General features: G+C 66.0%; 23 protein-coding genes and 1 pseudogene. 12 read left to right on the forward strand and 12 right to left on the reverse strand.

The features are described 5' to 3' along the window. Window positions 1–14 precede the first annotated feature (14 nt). The 4 genes from XF30_RS32775 to XF30_RS32790 all read right to left on the reverse strand — a co-directional run bounded on the left by XF30_RS32775 (window position 15) and on the right by XF30_RS32790 (window position 3,933). Entirely contained in the window at window positions 15–2,561 is a 2,547-nt protein-coding gene (locus tag XF30_RS32775) for an HWE histidine kinase domain-containing protein (protein WP_109144985.1), read from the reverse strand. Continuing rightward, window positions 2,558–3,142 carry a biliverdin-producing heme oxygenase gene (locus XF30_RS32780; RefSeq protein ID WP_109145942.1) on the reverse strand — a complete coding sequence of 195 codons (585 nt, stop codon included), beginning with the start codon at window positions 3,140–3,142 and terminating at the stop codon, window positions 2,558–2,560. Before XF30_RS32780 ends, XF30_RS32775 begins: the two co-directional genes overlap by 4 nt. Window positions 3,143–3,268: 126 nt before the next feature. Next, window positions 3,269–3,484: a DUF1127 domain-containing protein gene (locus XF30_RS32785; RefSeq protein ID WP_225189499.1), complete on the reverse strand. Its 216-nt coding sequence runs from the start codon at window positions 3,482–3,484 to the stop codon at window positions 3,269–3,271. 5 nt (window positions 3,485–3,489) lie between these two features. Further along, a complete protein-coding gene (locus XF30_RS32790; RefSeq protein WP_192893318.1) occupies window positions 3,490–3,933 on the reverse strand; it encodes a nuclear transport factor 2 family protein in 444 nt (147 codons plus the stop codon). A 91-nt stretch (window positions 3,934–4,024) separates the two neighbouring features. Here XF30_RS32790 and XF30_RS32795 point away from each other — a divergent pair, with 91 nt between their 5' ends. Further along, window positions 4,025–4,948, forward strand: a complete 924-nt coding sequence (locus tag XF30_RS32795) for a LysR family transcriptional regulator (protein WP_109144987.1) — start codon at window positions 4,025–4,027, stop codon at window positions 4,946–4,948. Between the two features lie 109 nt (window positions 4,949–5,057). Here XF30_RS32795 and XF30_RS32800 read toward each other — a convergent pair whose 3' ends face one another. Then, a complete protein-coding gene (locus XF30_RS32800) occupies window positions 5,058–5,678 on the reverse strand; it encodes a glutathione S-transferase family protein (RefSeq protein WP_036006329.1) in 621 nt (206 codons plus the stop codon). Window positions 5,679–5,802: 124 nt separating this feature from the next. On the opposite strand from XF30_RS32800, the gene XF30_RS32805 reads away from it, so the two are divergent. After that, a complete protein-coding gene (locus tag XF30_RS32805; protein WP_109144988.1) occupies window positions 5,803–7,080 on the forward strand; it encodes a flavin-dependent oxidoreductase in 1,278 nt (425 codons plus the stop codon). A 210-nt stretch (window positions 7,081–7,290) separates the two neighbouring features. Here XF30_RS32805 and XF30_RS32810 read toward each other — a convergent pair whose 3' ends face one another. Together XF30_RS32810 and mutY are read right to left on the reverse strand one after the other, a co-directional pair. Then, the gene (locus XF30_RS32810; protein WP_109144989.1) at window positions 7,291–7,713 is read right to left on the reverse strand and encodes a PaaI family thioesterase; all 423 of its coding nucleotides are present in this window, start codon (window positions 7,711–7,713) and stop codon (window positions 7,291–7,293) included. Window positions 7,714–7,778: 65 nt separating this feature from the next. Beyond that, window positions 7,779–8,870, reverse strand: coding sequence for an A/G-specific adenine glycosylase (gene mutY, locus XF30_RS32815; protein ID WP_109144990.1), 1,092 nt, complete (start codon window positions 8,868–8,870; stop codon window positions 7,779–7,781). A gap of 83 nt (window positions 8,871–8,953) precedes the next feature. On the opposite strand from mutY, the pseudogene XF30_RS32820 reads away from it, so the two are divergent. The 10 genes and pseudogenes from XF30_RS32820 to XF30_RS32865 all read left to right on the forward strand — a co-directional run bounded on the left by XF30_RS32820 (window position 8,954) and on the right by XF30_RS32865 (window position 19,251). Further along, window positions 8,954–9,234: pseudogene (locus tag XF30_RS32820) on the forward strand (type II toxin-antitoxin system RelE/ParE family toxin). After that, window positions 9,209–9,529 (forward strand): HigA family addiction module antitoxin, encoded by a 321-nt coding sequence (locus XF30_RS32825; protein ID WP_036024868.1) that lies wholly within the window; start codon window positions 9,209–9,211, stop codon window positions 9,527–9,529. Before XF30_RS32820 ends, XF30_RS32825 begins: the two are co-directional and overlap by 26 nt. A gap of 10 nt (window positions 9,530–9,539) precedes the next feature. After that, complete coding sequence (locus XF30_RS32830) at window positions 9,540–10,037, forward strand: DUF721 domain-containing protein (protein ID WP_109144991.1); 498 nt, start codon at window positions 9,540–9,542, stop codon at window positions 10,035–10,037. Between the two features lie 140 nt (window positions 10,038–10,177). Further along, complete coding sequence (locus XF30_RS32835) at window positions 10,178–10,849, forward strand: DsbA family protein (RefSeq protein WP_109144992.1); 672 nt, start codon at window positions 10,178–10,180, stop codon at window positions 10,847–10,849. A 217-nt stretch (window positions 10,850–11,066) separates the two neighbouring features. Then, window positions 11,067–14,531, forward strand: a complete 3,465-nt coding sequence (gene smc, locus XF30_RS32840; RefSeq protein ID WP_109144993.1) for a chromosome segregation protein SMC — start codon at window positions 11,067–11,069, stop codon at window positions 14,529–14,531. Between the two features lie 124 nt (window positions 14,532–14,655). Next, entirely contained in the window at window positions 14,656–15,633 is a 978-nt protein-coding gene (locus XF30_RS32845) for a small ribosomal subunit Rsm22 family protein (protein ID WP_192893319.1), read from the forward strand. Between the two features lie 138 nt (window positions 15,634–15,771). After that, window positions 15,772–16,332, forward strand: a complete 561-nt coding sequence (locus tag XF30_RS32850; protein WP_109144995.1) for a LemA family protein — start codon at window positions 15,772–15,774, stop codon at window positions 16,330–16,332. Window positions 16,333–16,364: 32 nt separating this feature from the next. Further along, the gene (locus tag XF30_RS32855; RefSeq protein ID WP_109144996.1) at window positions 16,365–17,573 is read left to right on the forward strand and encodes a M48 family metallopeptidase; all 1,209 of its coding nucleotides are present in this window, start codon (window positions 16,365–16,367) and stop codon (window positions 17,571–17,573) included. A gap of 196 nt (window positions 17,574–17,769) precedes the next feature. Further along, window positions 17,770–18,522 carry a P-loop NTPase family protein gene (locus XF30_RS32860; RefSeq protein WP_036024846.1) on the forward strand — a complete coding sequence of 251 codons (753 nt, stop codon included), beginning with the start codon at window positions 17,770–17,772 and terminating at the stop codon, window positions 18,520–18,522. Window positions 18,523–18,582: 60 nt separating this feature from the next. Continuing rightward, entirely contained in the window at window positions 18,583–19,251 is a 669-nt protein-coding gene (locus tag XF30_RS32865; protein WP_109144997.1) for a hypothetical protein, read from the forward strand. A gap of 106 nt (window positions 19,252–19,357) precedes the next feature. Here XF30_RS32865 and XF30_RS32870 read toward each other — a convergent pair whose 3' ends face one another. From XF30_RS32870 to XF30_RS32885, 5 genes are all read right to left on the reverse strand, one after another. After that, complete coding sequence (locus XF30_RS32870; RefSeq protein ID WP_036024845.1) at window positions 19,358–19,897, reverse strand: adenine phosphoribosyltransferase; 540 nt, start codon at window positions 19,895–19,897, stop codon at window positions 19,358–19,360. A 9-nt stretch (window positions 19,898–19,906) separates the two neighbouring features. After that, window positions 19,907–22,072 carry an anthranilate synthase component I gene (locus tag XF30_RS32875; RefSeq protein WP_109144998.1) on the reverse strand — a complete coding sequence of 722 codons (2,166 nt, stop codon included), beginning with the start codon at window positions 22,070–22,072 and terminating at the stop codon, window positions 19,907–19,909. Between the two features lie 302 nt (window positions 22,073–22,374). Continuing rightward, window positions 22,375–22,536, reverse strand: a complete 162-nt coding sequence (locus XF30_RS38325; RefSeq protein ID WP_157784007.1) for a hypothetical protein — start codon at window positions 22,534–22,536, stop codon at window positions 22,375–22,377. A gap of 4 nt (window positions 22,537–22,540) precedes the next feature. Continuing rightward, window positions 22,541–23,215 (reverse strand): dienelactone hydrolase family protein, encoded by a 675-nt coding sequence (locus tag XF30_RS32880; protein ID WP_036006275.1) that lies wholly within the window; start codon window positions 23,213–23,215, stop codon window positions 22,541–22,543. Window positions 23,216–23,452: 237 nt separating this feature from the next. Further along, window positions 23,453–23,811: cytochrome c1 (locus XF30_RS32885; RefSeq protein ID WP_244609060.1), on the reverse strand; the 359-nt coding region annotated here is incomplete at its 5' end.

The following is a 23,811-nucleotide window of genomic DNA, read 5'->3' on the forward strand; positions in this document are numbered from 1 at the left end:
TCGTCAGGGGATGCCTATTGGGCGCCGGCCTGCTGCAATTTGCCGAGTGCATTCTCGACCACTTCCAACGTGTAAGGCTTCTGGACCACCGGCGCGGCGGCCAATGGCTCGGGGATCGGCGCGCGCTCGCCATAGCCGGTCGCGAAGATGAAGGGCACCCCGATCTCCTTCAGCCTCTGTGCGACCTTGATGCTGCTCTCGCTGCCGAGATTGAGGTCGAGCAGGGCAAAGCTCGGCCGCGAACGCTCGATCGAGCGCAGTGCCTGGTCGACGGTTGCGGCGGTGTCGACGTGGCGGGCGCCGAGGTCGAGCAGGATGACCTCCGCGGCCATCGCGATGATCAAGTTGTCCTCCACGATCAGGGCGGTGTCGGAAATCCGTGGACGGGCAGATTGCTGCTCCTCGATACGCATGGCGGCTCCCGCGATGGATGGGACGAGCTGGACGAAGTTGGGCGGAATGACGAACTTCGCCTGGACGCCCAGGAGGTCGAAACGGATCTCGGCATCGCCCTTGAGATCGAACGGCACCGACCGCTCGATGATGGTGGTGCCGAAGCCGCGCCGCGACGGCGGCTGCACGGGCGGACCGCCGCTCTCCTTCCACTCGATGACGAGGCTGGAAGACGGGTCGAGGCGCCAGACCACCTCGACACTGCCGGTGGAATCGGCAAGCGCGCCGTACTTGGCGGAATTGGTCATCATCTCATGAACGACGAGCGCCAGCGTCGCGAACGCCTTTGGATCGAGCGCGACGTCCGGACCGCCCATCTTCACCCGGTCTGCGCGCGCACCGAGATAGGCGCCGGCCTCGGACTCGACCAGGGTGCGGAGCGCGACGGGTGCCCAGTTCAGGTTCGTGATCTGGTCGTGGGCGCGCGCGAGAGCCTGGATGCGGCCGCCGAGCACGCTGGCGAACTCCTCGATGCCGGTCGCAGTCTCCTTGCTCTGCGCCACCAGGGCGCGCACGAGGCTCAGGATGTTGCGGACGCGATGATTGAGCTCGGCGATCATCAGTTCCTGCCGCTCCTGTGCCCCGCGGCGCTCGCGCGCGGCGAGGTCGGACAGTTGCAGGATCACCTCCAGCAGCGTGACGCGCAGGCTCTCGGCGATGCGGATATCGGCCGCCGACCACGGCTTCGACTGCCCCGCCACCGTTTCCTGCCATAGCTCGAAGCTCTTGCGCGGGGTCAGACGCGGCCCATGCGGCCCTTCGTCGTAGACCTTGTTGGGATCGGCAGCCCATTTCACCGATCGCGTGACTTCGCGGCGGAAGAAGATCAGGCAATCGCGCGGGGTCCGCGAGATCGGGATGGCGAGAAAGCCCGCCGCGCGGTCACGGAAGGCCTGGCCGGCGGCGTAGACCTGGGCGATCTCGGCGCTGGCGAAGATCCGGCCCGGCGAAGTCCGGTTGATGAAGGCGACGAGATCCTTCACCTCGTCTTCGGTCGGGGTCTCGCCCTCGAGCGCGATATTGTTGTCGGACCAGACTGCGACGCCGTCGCACTCGATCATCTTGCGATAGTCGCCCAGGAAATCGACGATCGCCCGCCGGCTGTGCTCATGCGAGGCCGCGATCTCGATCAATCGCTCCTGGACCTGATGCGCGCGGGCCTCATAGGCGACGTCACCCTCGCGCTCGCGGCCTTCCACGATCCACGAGAACATCTGACCGAACAGCTCGGAGGCCGTGCGTTTGTCGAACGAAATGTAACGCGGCGAATAATGGTGGCAGGCAAACAGACCCCACAGCTTGCCGTCGCGCAGGATCGACACCGACATGGAGGCGGCAACGCCCATGTTGCGCAGATATTCGATGTGGATCGGCGACACCGAGCGCAGCACGCTCATCGACAGGTCGAGCAGTCCCGCATTATGCGTGGCCGTGGACATCAGCGCGGCAGGCCGCGCGTCGACGTCGGCGATGATGCGCAGCCAGTTGCGCTGATAGAGCGCGCGCGCCTGCCTTGGGATGTCGGAGGCGGGGTAACGCAGACCGAAAAAGGATTCGAGCCCAGACTCCGCCGTCTCGGCGATCACCTCGCCGGACCCGTCCGGGTGAAACTGATAGACCATGACGCGGTCGAAGCCGGTCAGCACCTTAAGCTGACGCGCCGCCTCGCGCGCCAGATCGGCCATTCCGCGCGTCTTGCGGATCCGTTCGAGCATCAAGCGCACGAGCTCGCCGGAATTGACGCCGGGCTCGTGGACGCTCGGCTCCGCCTCGATGATCAGATAGACGCCGGAGAGATGAATCGAAAGATCGAAGGGTGGTTTGCCCGGCTGTAGCTCGACGCCGAACAGGCGTTCGGTCGCATCCGGACCGCCGAGATGATCGACCCGGCTGCGGATCGTTTCGACCGCCGCCTCGGAGATCACGCCCGACAGCGGCCGCTGCAGCAGGTCGGCAACATCCGTTCCAAGGAAGCTCTCGACGTTGTCCGACGCCATGCAGATCGTGAAATCCGAGAGCACGGCCAGCAGGAAGCCAAACGGCTGCACGCTGCCAGGAATGTGGATCGGCTCGCGATCGCAATTGGTGAGATTGACGGCCTGGTTCATGACCGGTCCGCCGCCTGCTCGAATGCGGCGAAGGCGATGTGGGCCGCCGCGATCGCCTCGTCTTCGTCCGAACGCTCGTCGATTGCAAGCTTCGCCAGGAAACTTTGCCAAAACCGCCTGCCGGTGCCGTGACTGAGATAGGCGACAGCTTCGCGGATGCGCGGATTGCCGGAATCCGCGACCATCTTCAGCAGGAATTTTGCCCCGAGACGGGAGCCTTCGAGCACATACATCGTGCCCAGCACGCCGCTGCGCGTCAGTGGGGGTACGGACACCAGCCTCGGCACCGCGCTGCCGAGGCGCTCGAGATCAGCCAGGATTGCCACGCTTCGCGACCGCTCCGGCCAGTCCGAGAAAGCCCTGCTGACGTCGGCCTCGACGAGTGCCGTCTCGAGCGGCAGCAAGGCGCCGGCGCTGGCTTGCAGAAAGCGCCGATAGCCGGAGAGCTCGGTCAGATCGAACGCCGATAGCTGCGCGTCGAGGTCGCGGTGCGCGGCCGACGTTGCGTCTCTTAGTCGTTCGCGCAGTCCGGAGAAGCTGCGGCCTCCCTGCGTTGAAACGTCCGAAGCCCCAGCCAGCATGAAATTCCCGAGAACGCAGGTTGCCGCGGGCGCGACGCGCCCGGCAACCGAGGGAACGCCGGCGGCACGCAATAGTTCCGCCGGCCTTGGCACTGCGAGAGGCGAGACATCGGGGGTCCACTCCGTTCATTTCCGCCGAACCGGCTTTCTGAGCTCGTGCTCGATCTCGCTCCGGGACATCCCGAAATCCTGAAGCTCGCGTTCGGTCATGGCCGCGAGCTGGCAGCGGACCCGAGACCGCTCGCGCCGGGCCTGCATGAGTTCCAGCAGCGCCCGGCAGGCCCGCACAAACATCGCGGGCCGTGACGAACAGGAGCGGCCGGTGGACGCGAGCTGGTCCAAGCCGGTCAGCTCGCTGCCCTCGCGGGAGCTTGCGGAAACGGGCCGAGCGCCTTCTCGGTCAGCACCGAGTCGCAATACTCGCGGATCTCCTTGATCTTGCCGTGCTCCAGACGAAAGACCAGACAATAATCGTTGTCGTAACGCACCCCCTCGGGCGTGACGTTATCGCCCTTGGCTTCGACCACCACGATGTCGTCATCGGCGATGAAGCGATGGGCGACGGTACGCGTGCGGTCGCGCAAGCGCGTGCGGACATAACCGTGCAGATCCTTGAGGATCGCCTCCTTGCCGGCAAAGGTGCGCGACCAGGAATATTGCCCGGTGACGACCCATTTGGCGTCGTCGGCGAGACTTGCGCTGAACAGGGCGCGGTCGCGCGCGGCGGGATCGGGATTGGCGGCCGCGGCAAAGATATCCTGCAGCAGTTTCTTGTTGGCGCTCGCGTTCATGGCGGCATCTCCTCGTGGTGACAACGCCGAGATCATCGCCGAGCCAACGTCATTCTTCAAATCGATATGAAATATGATATCTATTCACCTCATGAATTTGAAAACGCTCGACCTCAACCTGTTGACCGCGCTCGACGCATTGCTCCGCGAAGCCAATGTCAGCCGCGCGGCCCTGAGGATTGGCCTGTCACAGCCGGCCACGAGCCACGCATTGCAGCGCCTGCGCGACATCTTCGGTGACCCGCTGCTGGTGCGCACGGGCGTACGGATGGAGCTGACGCCGCGGGCGCTGGCCCTGCGTGCGCCGCTGGCGCAGGCGCTCGACCAGGTCCGCGGGCTGTTCGTGCCCGATGACTTCGATGCCGCGCGCAGCGAGCGGCAGTTCCGCCTGATGATGCCAGATCTCGCGGTCGAGCTGTTGATGCCGCCCTTGATGGCGAAAGTGACGCGCCTTGCCCCCAACGTCCGCATCGACGTGGTGCCGTGGCGGGGACCTGCGATCTTCCACGCCGAGTTCGCCCGCACCATCGATCTCGTGATCTCGATCGGCAACGCCTTCAAGGGGTTTCATCGCCAGCTGCTCTACACCGACAGCGACGCGCTGGCGGTGCGGCGCGGCCATCCCGTCGGATCGAGGCTGAAGCGGCGCGAGGCGTTCCTGGCCGCCCGCCATGTCGGCGTGATCATCCGCGGCAATGCCGAGGATCTCATCGACACCTGGCTGCACAGCAAAGGCGTCGAGCGACATATCTCGCTTGTCGTGACGGGCTATCTCGAAGCCTTGCACGTTGCCGCGCGCACCGATCTCGTCGCCTTCGTGCCGCGCCGGCTGATCGCCGCGCTGTCGCAGCAGCTCGGCCTCGTCACGGTGACGCCGCCGCTCGATCCAGGGATCGACGAGCAGTTCATGTTCCACCCGACGCGCGCGCAGATGGACCCCGGTTCGATCTGGCTGAGAAGGCTGATGCTGGAGACGGGGCGGCAGCTGGAGCAAGCCAGGCGCAAACTCCCGTAGCAACTCTCGTAGGGTGGGTTAGCCGAAGGCGTAACCCACCACTTTGGCTTCCGCAGCGACAGAAGAGGTGGGTTACGCTGCGCTAACCCACCCCACAACAGCTGCGCTCCTACGCCTTCTGCGCCGCCATCACCTTGCTCACCGCGGGGCGATCGGACATGCGCTTGAAGTGATCGGCGATCTTCGGCGTCGCATTGATGTCGACGCTGTCGCCTTCGAGCCAGGTCGAGAGCGTATAGAGATAGGGATCGCAGATCGTGTACTGATCGCCCATCACCCAGGGTCCCCGAAACATCTTCTGCTCGATCAGCTTGAAGCAAGCGCCCATGGTCTTCGGCACCATCGCCTTCATGTCGGCGAACGAGCTCTCCTCCGTCGCCCAGCGCGCGCCGCGCATCTTGTGGGCGTGGTTGATGTGCACGGTCGAGCAGAGATAGGAGTTGAACGACTGCACCTGGGCGAAGTCGAAGGGATCGTCGAGCGGCGCGAGCTTCGCCTTGGGGAAGGTCTGCGCGAGATAGGCCAGCATCGCCGGCGTCTCGGTCAGGACGCCGCGGTCGGTGACCAGCGCCGGCACCCGGCCCTTTGGGTTGATGGCGAGATAGTCCGGGCTGTTCTGCTGGTTGTCCTTGAAGCTCAGCCGCTCAGCGGTGTAGTCGGCGCCGGCCTCTTCCAGGGTGATGTAAGTGGCAAGCGCGCAGGTGCCGGTGGCGTAGTAGAGCTTGAGCATGTCGGACCTCATGGGGAAAACCGGAGGTTAACGGTCCTCCGCCGCGCCGTCCATAGGCGGCCTGTTCGCAGTTGCCCACGGCCGCCCAGCTGTGCCAAGACGCCTCCATCGGAGGGGTTTTCTCATGACGGTACTCATCGCCGGTGGCGGCATCGGCGGGCTGACGCTTGCGCTCAGCCTGCATCAAATCGGCGTTCCCGTGAAAGTGTTCGAGAGCGTCGCGGAACTGAAGCCGCTCGGGGTCGGCATCAACGTGCTGCCGCATGCGGTGCGCGAGCTGATCGAGCTCGGCCTGCTGGACAAGCTGGACGCCAGCGGTGTGCGGACGCGCGAGCTCGCCTATTTCTCCAAGCACGGCAAGCCGATCTGGAGCGAGCCGCGCGGCCTTGAGGCCGGCTACAAATGGCCGCAATTCTCGATCCATCGCGGCACGCTGCAGCAGATCCTGCTCGACACCGCGCTCGAGCGGCTCGGCCGCGACAACATCCTCACCAGCCATCATCTGACCGGCTGGACCGAGACGGCGGGCGGCGTGCGCGCCGACTTCGTCGACAGGGCGACCGGCAAGGCCGCCGGCACCTACGAGGGCACGATCCTGATCGCCGCCGACGGCATCCATTCCGCCGCACGAGAAAAGCTCTATCTGAACGAAGGCCCGCCGATCTGGAACGGCCGCATCCTCTGGCGCGGCGTCACGCCGGCCAAAGCCTTCCTCACCGGCCGCAGCATGATCATGGCCGGTCACGAGATCCTGAAATTCGTCTGCTATCCGATCTCGAAAGAAGCGGACGCCGACGGCAACCACCTCATCAACTGGGTCGCGGAGCGCCACATGCCGCCGACCTATCAGTGGCGTCGCGAGGACTATAACCGCACGGCGCGGCTCGATGAGTTCCTGCCCTGGTTCGAAAGCTGGCAGTTCGACTGGCTCGACGTGCCCGCCCTGATCAGGAACTGCCCGCACGCTTACGAATATCCGCTGGTCGACCGCGATCCGGTGTCGCAATGGACCTTCGGCCGCGTCACGCTGATGGGCGATGCCGCGCATCCGATGTACCCGATCGGCTCGAACGGCGCCTCGCAGGCGATCCTCGACGCGCGCGTCATCACCCGCGAGATCCTGGCGCACGGTCCGACGCAGGCGGCACTGCTCGCCTATGAGGCCGAGCGGCGGCCCGCAACCACCGACCTCGTCCTGCTCAACCGCAAGAACGGTCCCGAGCAGGTGATGCAGCTGGTCGAGGAGCGCGCGCCTGACGGGTACAAGGTCGTCACCGACGTGCTGTCGCAAAAGGAGCTGGAGGACATCGCCGCGAACTACAAGCGCGTTGCGGGATTTCAGGTCGAGGCGCTGAATGCGAAGCCGCCGATCGTGAGCAAGGACGCGCGCGCGGTCGGGTGAGTTCTTTGCTCAAGGCGAGATGTGCGCGAATACGCCCTCTCCCCTTGCGGGAGAGGGCAGCGACGCAGGTAGAAGCGGACTCACTTGGGTGAGGGGTTCTGTCCGCAGGTAAATCTTTTGCAGTAGAATTCGCTGAGGCAACCCCTCATCCGGCGCTTCGCGCCACCTTCTCCCGCAAGGGGAGAAGGAAGAGCAGTGCGCACCGCCGAACTATTTTCCCACCACCCTCGCCGCCTCCAACAATCGCTCGCTGGCGCTTGCCGTCGCCAGCACGGTGCCGTCCTCTGCCATCAGCTTGGCTTCGACGAAGGCGATGGTCTTGCCGAGCTGCGTGACCTTGGCTTCGCCGGTGATCGGACCGGGCTTTGCGGGTGCCAAAAAATTCACGGTCATGCTGATCGTGGTGGTGTAGAGCCGGCCCTCGCTCATCACCAGCACCGCCGGACCCATGGTGTCGTCGAGCATCGCCGAGAGCATGCCGCCCTGGATGAAGCCCGCGGGGTTGCAGAACTCCGGCTTGCCGTCGAAGCCGAGCTTGATCCAGCCCTCGTCCGGACGGGCATCGAGCAGGCGCCAGCCGAGCAGCTCGGCGCAGGGGGGCCTTGGGAAGTTATCGAGCGCGGTCTTGACCATGCGAGATCTCCTTTGCCCCCTGTTAGCGCAAGCCTGCTGACAGCCTGCTGTCAGCAGGATGGATGCTAGAGATCCAATCCATGCGCGATGACCTTGCGCATGACGTTGGGCAGCGCCTCATCTGCCAGAGTCGCGATCGGCACCCAACGCATGCCCTCGGGCGCGCGGACCCGGGCCTCGGCCTTGGCCGTGTAGACCACCAGCTCGAGCGGAAAATGCGTGAAGACGTGGGTGACGGCGCCCACCTTGCGCTGCCAGCGCGACAGCCCCTTGAGCTGCGGCGCCTGCTGCTTCGCCGTTGCATCGTCCTGGCCGGCGAGCCAGTCCGAGCACGGCACCTCCGTCATGCCGCCGAGCAACCCCTTTTCGGGCCGCGAGCGAACCAGCAATTCGGCACCGCGCGTGACCACGAAGGCGGCGCCGCGCCTGAGCGTCCCGCTCTTCTTCGGTGCCTTGCGCGGGAACGTCTCCTGGGTGCCCTGCGCGCGTGCCGTGCAGTCCTCTGTGAACGGACACAGCGAGCAGGCCGGCTTCTTCGGCGTGCAGATCGAGGCGCCGAGATCCATCAGCGCCTGCGCGCTGTCGCCGGCGCGAGACTCCGCCAGCAGCGTCGCGGCGAGTTGCTGGATGAGCGGCTTGGCTTGTGGCAGCTCCTCCTCGACCGCGAACAGCCGCGACACCACGCGCTCGATATTGCCGTCGACCGGCATGGTGCGGCGGTCGAACGCGATCGCCGCAATCGCCGCCGCCGTGTAGGGCCCGATCCCCGGCAGCGCGCGCAGCCCCTCCTCGGTATCCGGAAACACGCCGCCATGCTCGCGCGTCACCGCCACGGCGCAGGCATGGAGGTTGCGTGCGCGCGAGTAATAGCCGAGCCCGGCCCACATCCGCAGCACGTCGTCCTGCGAGGCTCGCCCCAGCGCCGTGACATCCGGCCAGCGCGCGACGAATTTTTCGAAATAAGGGCCGACCGCCTTCACGGTGGTCTGCTGGAGCATGATCTCGGAGAGCCAGACGCGGTAAGGATCGGACGCCTCGCCCGGCGCGGCGCGCCACGGCAATCGGCGGCGGTGGCGGTCGTACCATTGCAGGAGCGCGAGCGGGCGAACCGACGACGCCGTACTCTGTTCCTTCTTGCGCGCAGTCGTGGAGAGCATGCACCTTTACTAGAGGAGGATTCCGCCTGTGGCCAGCGCGACCGGACCGTTGCGCCCTATAACGCCTTGCGTTATACACAGACATGATCCAGAGCTTCACCAACTCCGAGACAGAGTTGATCTGGTCCGGTCGGCGAAGTCGAAAACTGCCGCCCGACATTCAGAATGTGGCTTTGCGAAAGCTGCGCTTGTTGAACCAGGCGCGGGTGTTGGCGGATCTCAAGGTTCCTCCGGGCAATCGACTGGAGCCCTGAAAGCCAACCGCGAAGGTCAGCACTCGATCCGGATCAACGATCAGTGGCGCATCTGTTTTGTGTGGGATGAAGGAGGACCGAGAGATGTCGAAATCGTCGACTACCACTAGGAACGGGTTCCTCCGCAATCCCCATCCCGGCGAGATCCTGCTGGAGGAGTTTTTGAAGCCGATGGAGCTGAGCCAGAACGCGCTGGCGCGGGCCGTTCACGTCCCGCCGCGGCGGATCAACGAGATCGTCCTCGGCAAGCGCGACATCACCGCCGACACTGACCTGCGGCTCGCCCGCTATTTCGGTCTGTCGGAGGGCTTTTTCCTGGGTCTGCAGATGGACTATGATCTGATGCAACGACGGCGCGAGATCGATCGCGACCTCAAGGCGATCCGGCCTCGCGCCGCGGCATAACGGACGGCTCATGTCCAAATCCGGCCCCATCTTCAAGCCCGGCCGCGTCAGCGCCAAACCGCTCGGGATCCTGCTCGACGACGTCTTTGCCGAGGCCTATGCCAAGCAGGGCTTTGCGGCGCGCGAGCTGGTGACGCGGTGGGCGCAGATCGCGGGGCCGGAGATCGCGGCCCATGCCGAGCCGCTCAAGATGCAATGGCCGCGGCCGGTGGAGGGTCAGCCGCAGGAGTCGGCAACCCTGGTGCTGCGGGTCGAGGGGCCGATGGCGCTGGAGATCCAGCATTCGGCCGACGTGATCCTGGAGCGGGTCAACCGCTTCTTCGGCTGGAGCGCTGTCGGCAAGCTGGCCTTCCGCCAGGCACCCCTGTCGCGGCCGCGGGCCCGGAAGCGGCCCGGCCCACCCGACCCCAAGGCCGTCGCCAAGGTGGCGGAGAACCTGACCGAGATCGAAGATGAAGAACTGAAGACCGCGCTGGCGCGCCTGGGGGCCGCCATCAAGCGAAATTGAGCCTCATTCCGCGGCCAAACTGGACCTGTCCGTAGCGCCCGCCATTGCCTCAAACGACGTTTCAAGCTAGCGACAGGCCGTCCGAGCAGGAAACCTTGACCCGTCCTTCGGGCGAACCTTGCCAATCCCGGGAGCCGACCTTGATCATCACCCGCCGCGCCTTCACCACGTTGCTGTCGCTGACCGGGCTTGCCGCGTTCGCCGGGCTCTCGCCGCTGCGGTTCATCTCGGACGCCATGATCCCTGAAGCAATGGCGCAGTCGGCCGCCGATGTCGCCAAGCCGGTATCGCTGCCCGACATGGCGCTCGGCCCGAAGGATGCCGCCGTCACCATCACCGAATACGCCTCGATGACGTGTCCGCACTGCGCCGCCTTCAACGAGCAGGTGTTCCCGAAGATCAAGACGGAATACATCGACACCGGCAAGGTGCGTTACATCTTCCGCGAGTTCCCGCTCGACATCAAAGCCGCCGCCGGCTCGATGCTGTCGCGCTGCATCGCAAAGGACGATGCGCCGAAATACTTCGCGGTCACCGACATGCTGTTCCGCCAGCAGAATGACTGGGTGATGAAGAACACCACCGAGACCCTGACGCGGATCGGCAAGCAGGCCGGCCTCACCCAGCAGCAGGTCGAGGCCTGCCTGAAGGACCAGGCGCTGCTCGACAAGATTGCCGCCGACCAGAAATATGCCAGCGACGTGCTCAAGGTGGATTCGACGCCGACCTTCTTCATCAACGGCGAGAAGATCAAGGGCGACACCTCGTTCGAGGAGTTCGCCAAGAAGATCAACCCGCTGCTGAAGAGCTGATTCGCGCGTCAAGATCCTGATTCGCATCTCGAAAGCCGTATCTTTCCCGGCATAAATCCCTTGGGAAAAGCGGCTTTCGCCGGTTGCCCTCGCGGCGCACCGCGGCCATTGTCCAGCCGCATGAGGCGCCTCGCGCGACTCACCCAGACAGCGACATTGCCTTCCATGGTATTGTCCCGGCAGGGGGATTCGCGCCTGCCAACAGAGATGCGTGCTTATGAAAATCACCCGCCTGCGCCTTCACGGTTTCAAGTCCTTCGTTGAGCCCACGGACTTCGTCATCGAGCCCGGCCTGACCGGCGTGGTCGGCCCCAACGGCTGCGGCAAGTCCAATCTCGTCGAGGCGCTGCGCTGGGCGATGGGCGAGACCTCCTACAAGTCGCTGCGCGCGGCCGACATGGATGCGGTGATCTTCGCCGGCTCCGGCAATCGTCCGGCGCGCAACCATGCCGAAGTGACGATGACGATCGACAATGCCGACCGCACCGCGCCGGCGGCGATGAACGACAGCCAGATCCTGGAAATCTCCCGCCGCATCGAGCGCGAGGCCGGCTCGGTCTACCGCATCAACGGCCGCGACGTGCGCGCCCGCGACGTGCAGATCCTGTTCGCGGACGCCGCCACCGGTGCGCGTTCGCCCGCCCTCGTCCACCAGGGCAAGATCGGCGAGATCATCCAGGCCAAGCCCGAGCAGCGCCGCCGCGTGCTGGAAGACGCCGCCGGCGTCGCCGGCCTGCACGCCCGCCGTCACGAGGCCGAGCTGCGGCTGAAGGCGGCCGAAACCAACCTCACCCGCGTCGAGGATGTGATCGGCCAGCTCTCCGGCCAGATGGAAGGCCTGAAGAAGCAGGCTCGCCAGGCCGTGCGCTATCGCGAGGTCGCCGCCAAGGTCCGCAAGGCCGAAGCCACGCTGTTCCACCTGCGCTGGGTCGGTGCCCATGCCGACGTCAACGAATCCGGCCAGACCCACGATCTCGCCGTGCGCGAGATGGCCGAGCGCACCCAGCACCAGGCCGAAGCGGCCCGCATCCAGGCGATCCGCGCCGCCGAGATGCCGGCGCTGCGCGATGCCGAAGCGCGCGCCGCGGCCGGCCTGCAGCGCCTGACCAATGCCCGCGAGCAGCTCGACCGTGAGGAAGAGCGCGCCAAGGAGCGCGTCGCCGAGCTCGAGCGCCGCCTCGCCCAGTTCGAGGGCGACATCTCCCGCGCCCAGCAGCAGACCATGGACGCCGACGTCGCGCTGCAGCGGCTCGACGCCGAAGATGCCGAGCTGAAGGAAGAGATCAAGTCGCGCGTCGAGAAGCGCTCCGGCGTCGACGAGCGCGTTGCCGAGGCCGAGGCGGTGCTGACCGAGACCGAGCAGCGCTTCGCCGAGCTCACCACCGCGCTCGCCGACCTCACGGCGAAGCGCAACCAGCTCGAAGCCAACGTCCGCACCCATCGCGACAAGCTCGCCCGGCTCGATCAGGAGATCGCGAACGTCACGGCGGAAGAGCAGAAGCTCACCGAAGCAACCGGCGGCTTCGGCGATCTCGACGAGCTGACCGCGCTGGTCGAGACGGCGGAAGAGACGCTGGCGGCCTCCGAAGCTGCGGCGCAGGCCAGCGAAGCGGCGCATGTCGCGGCACGCCAGACGCTGGAATCCTCACGCTCGCCGCTGGTCGAGGCCGACAAGCGCGTGCAGCGGCTCGAGACCGAGGCGCGCACGATCTCCAAGATCGTCAACGGCGAGACCAAGAATTTGTGGCCGCCGATCATCGACGGCATCACGGTCGACAAGGGCTTTGAAAAGGCGATCGGCGCCGCGCTCGGCGACGATCTCGACGCCCCGATCGATCCGTCGGCGCCGATGCGCTGGACCAATGTCGGACACACCGAGGGCGATCCGGAGCTGCCCGAAGGCGCCGTTCCGCTCTCCAACCATGTGCAGGCGCCGGCCGAGCTGGCGCGTCGCCTCGCGCAGATCGGTGTCGTCCCGCGCGAGCGCGGCGCCGAGCTGGTGTCGCAGCTCAAGACCGGCCAGCGGCTGGTCTCGCCCGAGGGCGACGTCTGGCGCTGGGACGGCTTCGTCGCCGCGGCGCACGCACCGACCGGCGCCGCGCGGCGCCTGGCCGAGCGCGCCCGCCTCGTCGACATCGAGAACGAGCTGGAGCAGGCCCGCATCGACGCGCAGATCAAGCGCCAGGCGCTGGAGAATGCCGAGTCCGAGCTGCAGATGGCGGCCAGCACCGAAGGCGCCAGCCGCGAAGCCTGGCGCGGCGCCCAGCGCGAGCTCAACGTCGCGCGCGAGCGCCACGCCAATGCCGAGCGCGAGATCAGCCGCCATGCCGCGCGCAAGGCGACGCTGTCGGAGGCGCACAGCCGGCTCGCCGCCGATCGCGCCGAAGCCGAGGCCGCCTACGAATACGCCCAGGCCGGCATCGGCGAGCTGCCGTCAAGCGAGGACACCGAAACCCAGCTCGCGGCCGTCCGCAGCGACATCGAAGGCCGCCGCCGCATGGCCGCCCAGGTCCGCGCCGAGGCGCAGGCGCTGGCACGCGAAGCCGAGCTCGCCGATCGCCGCGTGCAGGCGATCCTCGCCGAGCGCACCGAGTGGCAGAACCGCAAGGAGAGCGCGGCCTCCCACATCGACACCATCCAGGCCCGCATCGCCGAGCTCACCATCGAGCGCAGCGAGCTCGAAAACGCCCCGGCCGTGTTCGCCGAGAAGCGCAGCGCGCTGATCACCGAGATCGAATACGCCGAGAACGACCGCCGCATGGCCGCCGACGCACTTGCCACCGCGGAAACCGCAATGGCCGAGACCGACCGCGTCGCCAAGCTGACGCTCGAGGCGCTCTCCAGCGCCCGCGAGGCCACCGCCCGCGCCGAGGAGCGCATGGAAGGCGCCCGCCGCCGTCTGGAAGACATCGAGCGCGAGATCCGCGACATGCTCGAGGTCGAGCCGCAGGCCGTCGCCGGCCTTGCCGAGCTCGAGCCCGGCGCCGAACTGCCGCCGCTGCACGAGATCGAGGAGGACCTCGAGAAGATGCGCCGGGACCGCGAGCGCCTCGGCGCCGTCAATCTGCGCGCCGAGGAAGAGCTGCGCGAGGTCGAGACCCAGCACACCGGCCTCGTCACCGAGCGCGACGACCTTGTGGAAGCCATCAAGCGGCTGCGCCAGGGCATCCAGAGCCTCAACAAGGAAGCTCGCGAGCGGCTGCTGACCTCGTTCGACGTCGTCAACGACCACTTCAAGCGCCTGTTCGTCGAGCTGTTCGGCGGCGGCGAAGCCGCGCTGCACCTGATCGAGAGCGACGACCCCTTGGAAGCCGGCCTCGAAATCATCGCCAAGCCGCCGGGCAAGAAGCCGCAGACGCTGTCGCTGCTCTCGGGCGGCGAGCAGGCGCTGACCGCGATGGCACTGATCTTCGCGGTGTTCCTCACCAACCCGTCGCCGATCTGCGTGCTGGACGAAGTCGACGCGCCGCTCGACGACCACAACGTAGAACGGTACTGCAACCTCTTGCACGAAATGACCGGCTCGACGGACACGCGCTTCATCATCATCACGCACAACCCGATCACGATGGCGCGGATGAACCGCCTGTTCGGCGTCACCATGGCCGAGCGCGGCGTGTCGCAGCTGGTGTCGGTGAGCCTCGCCGAGGCCGTGGACATTCTCGACCAGAACGTGGCGTGATCTTGGACCGTCATTCCGGGGCGATGCGCAGCATCGAACCCGGAATCCATGGTGCGACCGACGCTGCAGATAAATGGATTCCGGGTTCTCGCTTCGCGAGCCCCGGAATGACGTGGGGTTGCTGATGATCTCCCCCACCCTTCCCGCCGAACTGAAAGCCGCCCTCGACGGCAAGCTGCAGGGCTTGTCTCGCAGCGACGCGGCCCGGCGCTCGCAGAAGATATCGACTACGTATCGCGCCGGCGGCACCTCCGGCACGATCAAGTCGGACGCAGATGCGCTCGCGTATGCGCTGGCGCGCATGCCCGCGACCTACGCGGCGGTGGCGGCGAGCCTCAATGCGCTCACCGAGATCGCGCCTGATCTCGCCCCCGAAACATTGCTCGACGTCGGCGCCGGTCCGGGCACCGCCAGCTGGGCCGCCGCGGAAGCCTTTCCTTCGCTACAGGATTTTACCCTGCTCGATGCCAACCCGACGCTCAGCCGGCTCGCGCTCGAGCTCGCACGCGACAGCTCGCGCCTCGCGGAGTGCCGTTATCTGCCCGGCGATGCCGGCGGCAACCTCGCCGAGGTCTCACAGGCCGATCTCGTCATCGCCAGCTACATCATCGGCGAGCTCAGCGAGGCCGATCAGCGCAAGCTGACCGAGGCGATGTGGGCCAGGGCGCGCCACGCGCTGGTGGTGATCGAGCCCGGCACGCCCGCCGGCTATGCCCGCATCCTCGCCCTGCGCCAGCAGCTGATCGCAGCTGGCGCTTTCGTCACCGCGCCCTGCCCGCACGAAAGGCCGTGCCCGCTCATCGCGCCCGACTGGTGCCATTTCAGCCAGCGCCTGCCCCGGTCGCAGGCGCACCGGCAGATCAAGGGCGCCGAGGTTCCGTTCGAGGACGAGCGCTTCATCTACGTCGCCCTGACCCGCACCCCGCCCGCGAGCCGCGCCGCGCGCGTGCTGGCACCGCCGGACGTCGGCAAGGCCGAGATCGCGGCCAAGCTTTGCACGGAGGCTGGGGTTGCGCCGGCAAAAGTCCCGCGGCGGGACAAGGCGGCCTATGCCGAGGCCCGGCGCTGGCGCTGGGGCGATGCCGTCATGTCCGAAAGTTAATTTCGCTGGCCGTGCCTGCCTTGAACTCGGGCCGTTCCTGATCCGACCAAGTCTTACCTTCCCTCCGCGCCGGGCTCTCATCCTGCGTTAATTTCGTCTACCCTAGCGCCCGCCTTCTTCCCTCTTCAGGAGTTCTCCATGTCGACCGGCTGGATCGTTCTCGGCGTCATCGTCGTCCTCGCGCTGATCGCTTTCAGCGCCTACAACCGCCTGGTGGCGCTGAGCCAGCGTGTCGGCCAGGCCTTTGCCGACATCGACGTGCAGCTCAAGCAGCGTCACGACCTGATCCCGAACCTGGTCGAGACGGTGAAGGGCTACGCCTCGCACGAGCGCGGCACGCTCGACGACGTCATCAAGGCGCGCAATTCGGCGATGTCGGCACAGGGCCCGACGCAGGTGTCCGCGGCCGAGAACCAGCTCTCCGGCGCGCTCGGCCGGCTGATCGCGCTGTCGGAGGCCTATCCCGACCTCAAGGCCAACGCCAATTTCCAGCAGCTCGCGTCCGAGCTCTCCGACCTCGAAAACAAGATCGCGGCGAGCCGCCGCTTCTTCAACAACGCGGTGCAGGAATACAATACCGGCATCCAGCAGCTGCCCGCAGCTCTGTTCGCGGGCATGTTCGGCTTCACCAAAAAGGACTTCTTCGATCTCGGCGCCAGCCGCACCGAGGTCGAGACCGTGCCGCAGGTGAAGTTCTGATTTGAGCCGATAGGCCGGCAGGGCATCGCGTCATGGCCGCGTATGGTCTCTACACGCACATCGCCTCGAACAAGCTTCGTTCGATGCTGCTGCTCGCCGGCCTGTTCGCGCTGGTCTATGTGCTGGTCTATGCCGGCGCGCTGGTGGCCGAGGTGTTCATCGACGACAGTGAGACCGCCGCGTACTATCTGAGACACGCCTTCTCGGACCTGCTCAAGGCCGCGCCGATTGCAACGGTCGTGGCGGCGGTCTGGATCGTGATCGCCTATTTCTTTCACCAGTCGATGATCGATGCCGTGACCGGCGGCCACAGCGTCACCCGGCAGGAACAGCCGCGGCTCTACAATCTGCTCGAGAACCTCTGCATCTCGCGCGGCCTCACCATGCCGAAGCTGAAGATCATGGAGAGCCCGGCGCTAAACGCGTTCGCGACCGGCCTCAATCCGCGGCAATATTCCATCACGGTCACCACGGGTCTCCTCGATGCGCTCAACGACAAGGAGATCGAGGCGGTGCTCGGCCACGAGCTGACCCACATCAAGAACGGCGATGTGCAACTCATGGTGGTCGCCGTCATCATCGCCGGCGTGGTCGGCTTCTTCGGCGAATTGTTCTTCCGCCTGTTCACGAATCTGAACTGGAGCTCGGGCGGCTCCTCGTCCTCGGGCTCGTCCTCGTCGTCGCGGTCGTCCTCGTCGTCGAGCGACAGCAAGAGCTCCGGCGGCGGCGCGATCATCGTCATCATCATCGCCATCGTGCTGATCGTGCTGGCCTGGCTGCTGTCGCAGGTGGTGAAGCTCGCACTGTCGCGGTCACGCGAATATCTCGCCGACGCCGGTTCGGTCGAGCTGACGAAAGACCCCGACGCGATGATCTCGGCGCTGCGCAAGATCGAGGGCCGCGGCGAGCTGCCGGGCGCGACCTCGGCGGTGATGGAGCTCTGCGTCGACAATCCGCGCGAGGGCTTTGCCGACCTGTTCGCGACCCACCCTTCCGTGCAGTCCCGGGTCGACGCGCTGGTCAAGTTCGCCGGCGGGCGCGATCCGGGACCGCTGCCGGACCCCGCCGAAGAGACGGAACAACTCGAGACCGAACATGCCGAGGCGCAGGACGGGCCGCCGCCGCTCTCGCAGGGGCCGTGGAGCGATGCGGCCGGTCCCGCCAGCCCGCCGCCCGTTCCCGCGCCCAGTCCCTCAGGAGCCCCGGCAGCCAATCCGATGGGACCGTGGAGCCGTCACTGACGGCGTGATTTGCCACTTCATGTGGCGGGTTTCCCGGCAATCGGGAAAATCCTCGGGAATTGCCGTAAGTGGAGCGCGAGGAATTGAATTCTCCCTTGTTTCTGCCATGTTCGCGCCCAACAGCAGACTTGGGACATCGATTTGGGGCCCGGCCGATTGCGACCTCGCGATCGGGGGCGCGCGTTAGGGGACAGCAATGGCAAAGCCGGCAGTGGTTGTGGTGGGCGCGGACAAGGGCGGGGTCGGCAAGACCACGGTATCGCGCACCCTGCTCGATTATTTCTCGGCCAATAACGTGCCGACGCGGGCGTTCGATACGGAGTCGCCGCGCGGAACCCTGAAACGCTTCCACCCCGACATCACCGAGATCGTCGACATGACGACGACGGCCGATCAGATGAAGATCTTCGACACGCTCAACGCTGTCAGCCCTTCGGTCACCGTGATCGACGTCCGCGCCGGCCTGCTTTCGCCGGCGCTGGCCTCGCTGCGCGACATCGGCTTCCTCGATGCCGCCAAGGCCGGCCAGATCACCTTCGCCGTGTTCCACATCCTCGGACCCTCGATCGCCTCGCTGGAGGAGATCGCGGAGACCGCAGGCTTCATGGGGGGCGCGAAATATTTCCTGGTCAAGAACTTCATCAACGACACCCAGTTCTTCCAGTGGGACCAGGCGACCTACAATTCCTACTTCCACCGCATCAAGGACGCGACCGAGCTGACGATCCCCAAGCTCAACGAAATGGCCTATGAGCAGGTCGAGGTGTCCTCCGTCCCGTTCCTGAAATTCGTGGCCAACAAGGGCATCAGCGACGAGGCCGCGAACTATTCCTTCGTGCTGCGCGGTTATGTCCGGCACTGGCTGGCCAACGTCTGGAGCGAATACGACCGCATCCGCCTGACTGACATCGTCGGCTCGAAATCCGCCACCCGCAACAGCGAAAAATAGTTGCGCAAGCCGGGCTGATACGGCTGGATTGGGCGGTGAGTTGGCCTGATATAGCTGGCAATGCCCGCGACACCCGTCTACATCATCTGCTCGCCCCGCCCGCAGGTCGGCAAGACCTTGCTGGCGCGGCTTTTGAGCGAATTCCTGCTGCTCAAGAATGGCAACGTCGCGGCCTTCGACGTCAATCTGAAGGAGCCGTCGCTGCTCGATTACCTGCCGAAGGTGACCGAGACCGCCGACGTGATCGACACCTTCGGCAAGATGCAGCTGATGGACCGCGTCATCGTCGATGACGGACTTGCCAAGGTGATCGACCTCGGCTTCCACGCCTTCGACGAGTTCTTCAAGATGACCGACGAGATCGGCCTTCTGAAGGAGGCGGCGCGGCGCCACGTTGCGCCGATGATCCTGTTCGTCGCCGACACCGACCGCGTCTCGGCCCGCGCCCACGAGATGCTGCGCGGGCAGATCCCGCGGATGAACCTGGTCACGGTGGACAACGAATATGTGGTCCGCGGCGAGCTGCCCGCGGCGATGGGGGGCGGCCGGCTGTTCCGCCTGCCCGCACTGCCCGGTTTCCTCAAGACCTATATCGACCGGCTGAATTTCTCCTTCACCGGCTATCTGCGCCAGGAGAAGGACTCTTCGACCGAGCTGCACCAATGGACCCGGCGCAACTACATCGCCTTCCGGGAGCTCGAGCTCAGCCTGATATTGCAGCGGTCGTGAAGCATTCGATCGGGAAGCCCGGTGTTCACCTCTCCCCAGCGGGGAGAGGTGAACCGCGTCCTTGGCCCACACACCACCCCCGAAGCTTGTTCTGCCTCGTTGACGCTCAGTGCCCCTCGAACGACATCAGCGTGCGCACGGGCACGTCCATGGCGCGCAGCTTGGCGGCGCCGCCGAGCTCGGGCAGGTCGACGATGAAGCAGGCGGCAACCACGTTGGCGCCGATCTGGCGCAGCAGCTTGACCGCGCCTTCCGCGGTGCCGCCGGTGGCGATGAGATCGTCGACCAGGATCACGCGCTCGCCGGGTGCGACCGCGTCGACATGCATCTCCATCTCGTCGATGCCGTATTCGAGCGAATAGGCGATGCGCACCGTGGTATGCGGCAGCTTGCCCTTCTTGCGGATCGGCACGAAGCCCGCCGAGAGCTGATGCGCCACCGCGCCGCCGATGATGAAGCCGCGCGCCTCCATGCCGGCGACCTTGTCGATCTTGTTGCCGGCCCAGGGGTTGACGAGCTCGTCCACGGCTCGGCGGAACGCGCGCGCATCCGCGAGCAGGGTGGTGATGTCGCGGAACATGATCCCGGGCTTGGGATAATCCGGGATGGTGCGGACGCTGGCCTTGATGTCGTGGTCAAAAGTCATTCGTGCCTCTCAATTGACCGGCGCATCCAGCCGGAACGCGTTTTCGACAATACGTAGCCCCACCTCGCCGCCGAGCGACATCAGCGATTCCGGGTGGAATTGCACGCCGGCGACCGGCAGGGTCTTGTGCTCCAGCGCCATGGCGACGCCGTCCTCGGTGCTGGCGGTGACGCTGAGCACCTCCGGCATGCTGTCGCGCTCGACATAGAGCGAGTGATAGCGTCCGATGACGATCTCGTTCGGCAAATTGCGCATCAGCCGTCCGCCGCGCACCTGCACCCGCGAGGGCCGGCCGTGGGCGGGATGGGTGAGCTGGCCGAGCTCGCCGCCGAAATATTCGCCGATCGCCTGCACGCCGAGGCAGACGCCGAACACCGGCAGCTTCCTCTCGAGCGCCGCATCGATCGTCGCCTTGATCCCGAAATCCTCAGGGCGCCCGGGGCCGGGCGACAGCACCAGCAAGTCCCACCTCTTCTGCTTGAGCATGTCGAGCGCATGCACATAGCGGACCACGGTGACGCTGGCGCCGACCTGGCGGAAATAATCGGCGAGCATGTGCACGAAGCTGTCGTCATGGTCGATCAGCAGCACCTGCTTGCCCGAGCCGGTGGCATCAGGCGCAAAGGTCGAGAGCGGCTTCGGCGGATCGCCGCGCAGCGCCTGGAACAGCGCGGCCGCCTTGACCTGGCACTCGCGGTCTTCTGCGGCGGGGTCTGAATCGAACAGGCAGGTGGCGCCGACGCGCACTTCGGCGAGGCCATCCTTCATGCGGATGGTGCGGATGGTGAGGCCGGTGTTAATGCTGCCGTCGAAATTCACCGCGCCGATCGCGCCGGCATACCAGCGCCGCGGCGAGCGCTCGTGGTCCTCGACGAATTGCATGGCCCAGAGCTTCGGCGCACCGGTGACGGTGACAGCCCAGGCGTGGGTGAGGAAGGCATCGAGCGCATCGAAGCCGGGGCGCAACATGCCCTCGACGTGGTCAACGGTGTGGAACAGCTTTGAGTAAGTCTCGATCTGGCGGCGCGCCAGGACCTTGATGGTGCCGGGCACGCAGACGCGCGCCTTGTCGTTGCGGTCGACGTCGGTGCACATGTTGAGCTCGAACTCGTCCTTCTCCGAGTTCAGCAGCTGGCGGATCTGCTCGGCATCGCCGATCGCATCAAGGCCGCGCGCGATCGTGCCCGAGATCGGGCAGGTCTCGACGCGGCGGCCGTCCGAGCGCACGAACATTTCGGGCGAAGCCGAGACGAGAAACTCGCCCTCGCCGAGATTCATCAGCGCACCATAGGGCGACGGGTTGATGACGCAGAGGCGCTGGAACACTTCGGCCGGCGAGCGGTCGCAGGGCTCGGCGAACAGCTGGCCCGGCACGGCCTCGAACAGATCGCCACGGGCAAAGGCGGCGCGCGCTGTCTCGACCGTGGCCTGATATTCGCCCGGCGCGTGATCGGCAAAGCCCTGGCGCGGCGTCTTCAGATAGGGGCTGTCGGCGGTCTCGCGCGGCAGGCCTTCGGTCGACTTGCCCTTCCAGGCGAAATCGTAAGAGAGCACCACGCCGCGGCCGGTGGCACGGTCGTAGGCGAGCAGGCGATCGGGCACGTAGAGCACGATGTCTCGCTGGTCGGCCTCGCGCGGGCGCTTCTGCACGAGGTCCTCGATCTGAAAGACGAGGTCGTAGGCAAAGGCGCCGAACAGGCCGAGCAGGCCGTCATCACTGGCGGAGAAGGCGGCGACGAGATCGCGCACCAGCGACATCACGCTGGCACGCCGCGTGCGCTGGTCCTCCTCGACCGGCGCATCACCGCGGATGATGTGGCCGGCAAGGCGGCTCGCCGTTCTCTCGGAGATGACGACACAGGGTTCGCGCGAGACATCGCCGAGGAAGGCGATCAGCACCTCTCCGCGCGCGTTCAGCGCTTCCAGCTTGAAATTGACGCCAACTGTCTCGAGCTTGAGCGGCGGGTCGGAGAAGCCGAGATCGAAGCTCTCGTAGCGGCCGGGCACGGTCGTGCCCGAGGACAGCACCACGCCGCGGCGGCGGTCGAGCAGGTTGATCAGGTCGTCGAGCCGGTTGGCGCCGCCGGTGAACTGCTCGGCCACACGCGTGATCGCAAGCCCCGCGCGGGTCACGTAGTCGCTTCGAGCCGGGAGGGCAAAGACTGTCCTGTTCATGTCGTCCTCTTACGAAACTTGTCGAGGGAACGCCACACAGGACAAACGATCAGGCCGCCGCGCTGTGCTGGCGACCTCAGACGATTTTGGGAAAAGAAATCGCACCGGCCACCTCGTCAGGAGGTGCGCCACCAAAGACGGGCTGGGCGGACGGCGGTGCTCATGGGCGGATAATCACCATGGCGCGGGGGCGCCGTCAAGGGTGCGGCAAGGCGGTAGCCCGGATGGAGCGCAGCGCAATCCGGGGTTCGTCCACAATCGGAAAGTCCCCGGATTCCGCTTCGCTCCATCCGGGCTACGGACTAGAGGCCGCACCGCTTCCAAAGCGCGGCCATGTCTGCATCGGTCGCGTACTCGGCTCGATCGGCCTCGCGGAGCCCCTCAAGAACGGCAGCGCGATGGTCCTCCGGGACCTTGAAGGCCTCACGCTTCGACTGCGCATCGGCTTCAGATTTGTCCTTCACGCTCCTACCCCAGATGCTTCCTGAAAAACTCCGTCGCTCGGCCCCAGGCGAGCTCGGCGGCTTCGCGGTCGTGCACGGCCTGGCGCTGCTCGTTGACGAAGGCGTGCTCGGCGTCATAGCGGAACAGCTCCAGCGACTTGCCGGCGGCCTTCATGGCCTTCTCGAAGCCGCCCACCAGCTCTGGTGTGCACCAATCGTCCTTGTTGGCGAAATGGGCCTGGAGCGGGATCTTGACGTCGGCGGGCTTGGCCGCCTGCTCGGGCGGGATGCCGTAGAACACGACGCCCGCCGCGAGCTCCGGGATCTTGGTCGCGCCGATGATGGTCACGGCGCCGCCGAGGCAGAAGCCGGTCAGCCCGACCTTGGCACCGTTGCGCGACAGATATTGCGTGGCGCCGCGCACGGTCTGCGTGGTGGCGTCCATGAAGTCGAGCGAGTTCATCTCCTTGTTGGCGCTGTCCGTGTCGTGATACGGCACCACCTTGCCCTTGTAGAGATCGGGCGCCAGCGCGTCGAAGCCGGCCAGCGCGAAGCGGTCGCACAGGCCCTTGATCTGATCGGACAGGCCCCACCATTCCTGGATCACGACGACGCCCGGCGCATTGCCGCGCCCGGCATTGGCGAGATAGCCCGAGGCGTCCTTACCGTCCGGGCGCTTGAAGGTGATGCTGGTTCCCATGGTGTCCTCCGGTGAGTTTCTGGGGGATCGGTTGGCGGTATTTTGGCGGGTGGGAGCGCGCGGCGCAATCCACACTCTTGTCATTCCGGGGCGATGCTTCAGCATCGAGCCCGGAATCCATTCATCACCATCTCCGCCGCGCAATGGATTCCGGGCTCGCGCTTTCGCGCGCCCCGGAATGACAGCCCAACAAAAAGCCCCCTTGCGGGGGCTTTTTCATTTCTCGTCTTTCGCCGCTCAGTGCGAGGCGGCCCAGACCTTCTTCTTGGTGAAGTACATCAGGCCCGCGAAGACGATCAGGAACACGAAGACCTGGAAGCCGAGGCGCTTGCGCGCTTCCATGTGCGGCTCGGCGGTCCACATCAGGAAGGTGGTGACGTCCTTGGCGTACTGCGCAACCGTAGTCGGCGAGCCGTCGTCATAGGTCACCTGGCCGTCGCTGATCGGCTTCGGCATCTTGATGGCGTGGCCCGGGAAGTACCTGTTGAAGTACGAGCCCTCCGGGAGGGTGACGCCCTCCGGCACCTTGTCCTCATAGCCCTGGAGCAATGCGGCGACGTAGTCAGGCCCCTGCTCCTGGTACTGGGTGAAGACGT

The organism is Bradyrhizobium sp. SUTN9-2 (assembly GCF_003122645.1).
GTDB classification, from domain to species: domain Bacteria; phylum Pseudomonadota; class Alphaproteobacteria; order Rhizobiales; family Xanthobacteraceae; genus Bradyrhizobium; species Bradyrhizobium yuanmingense.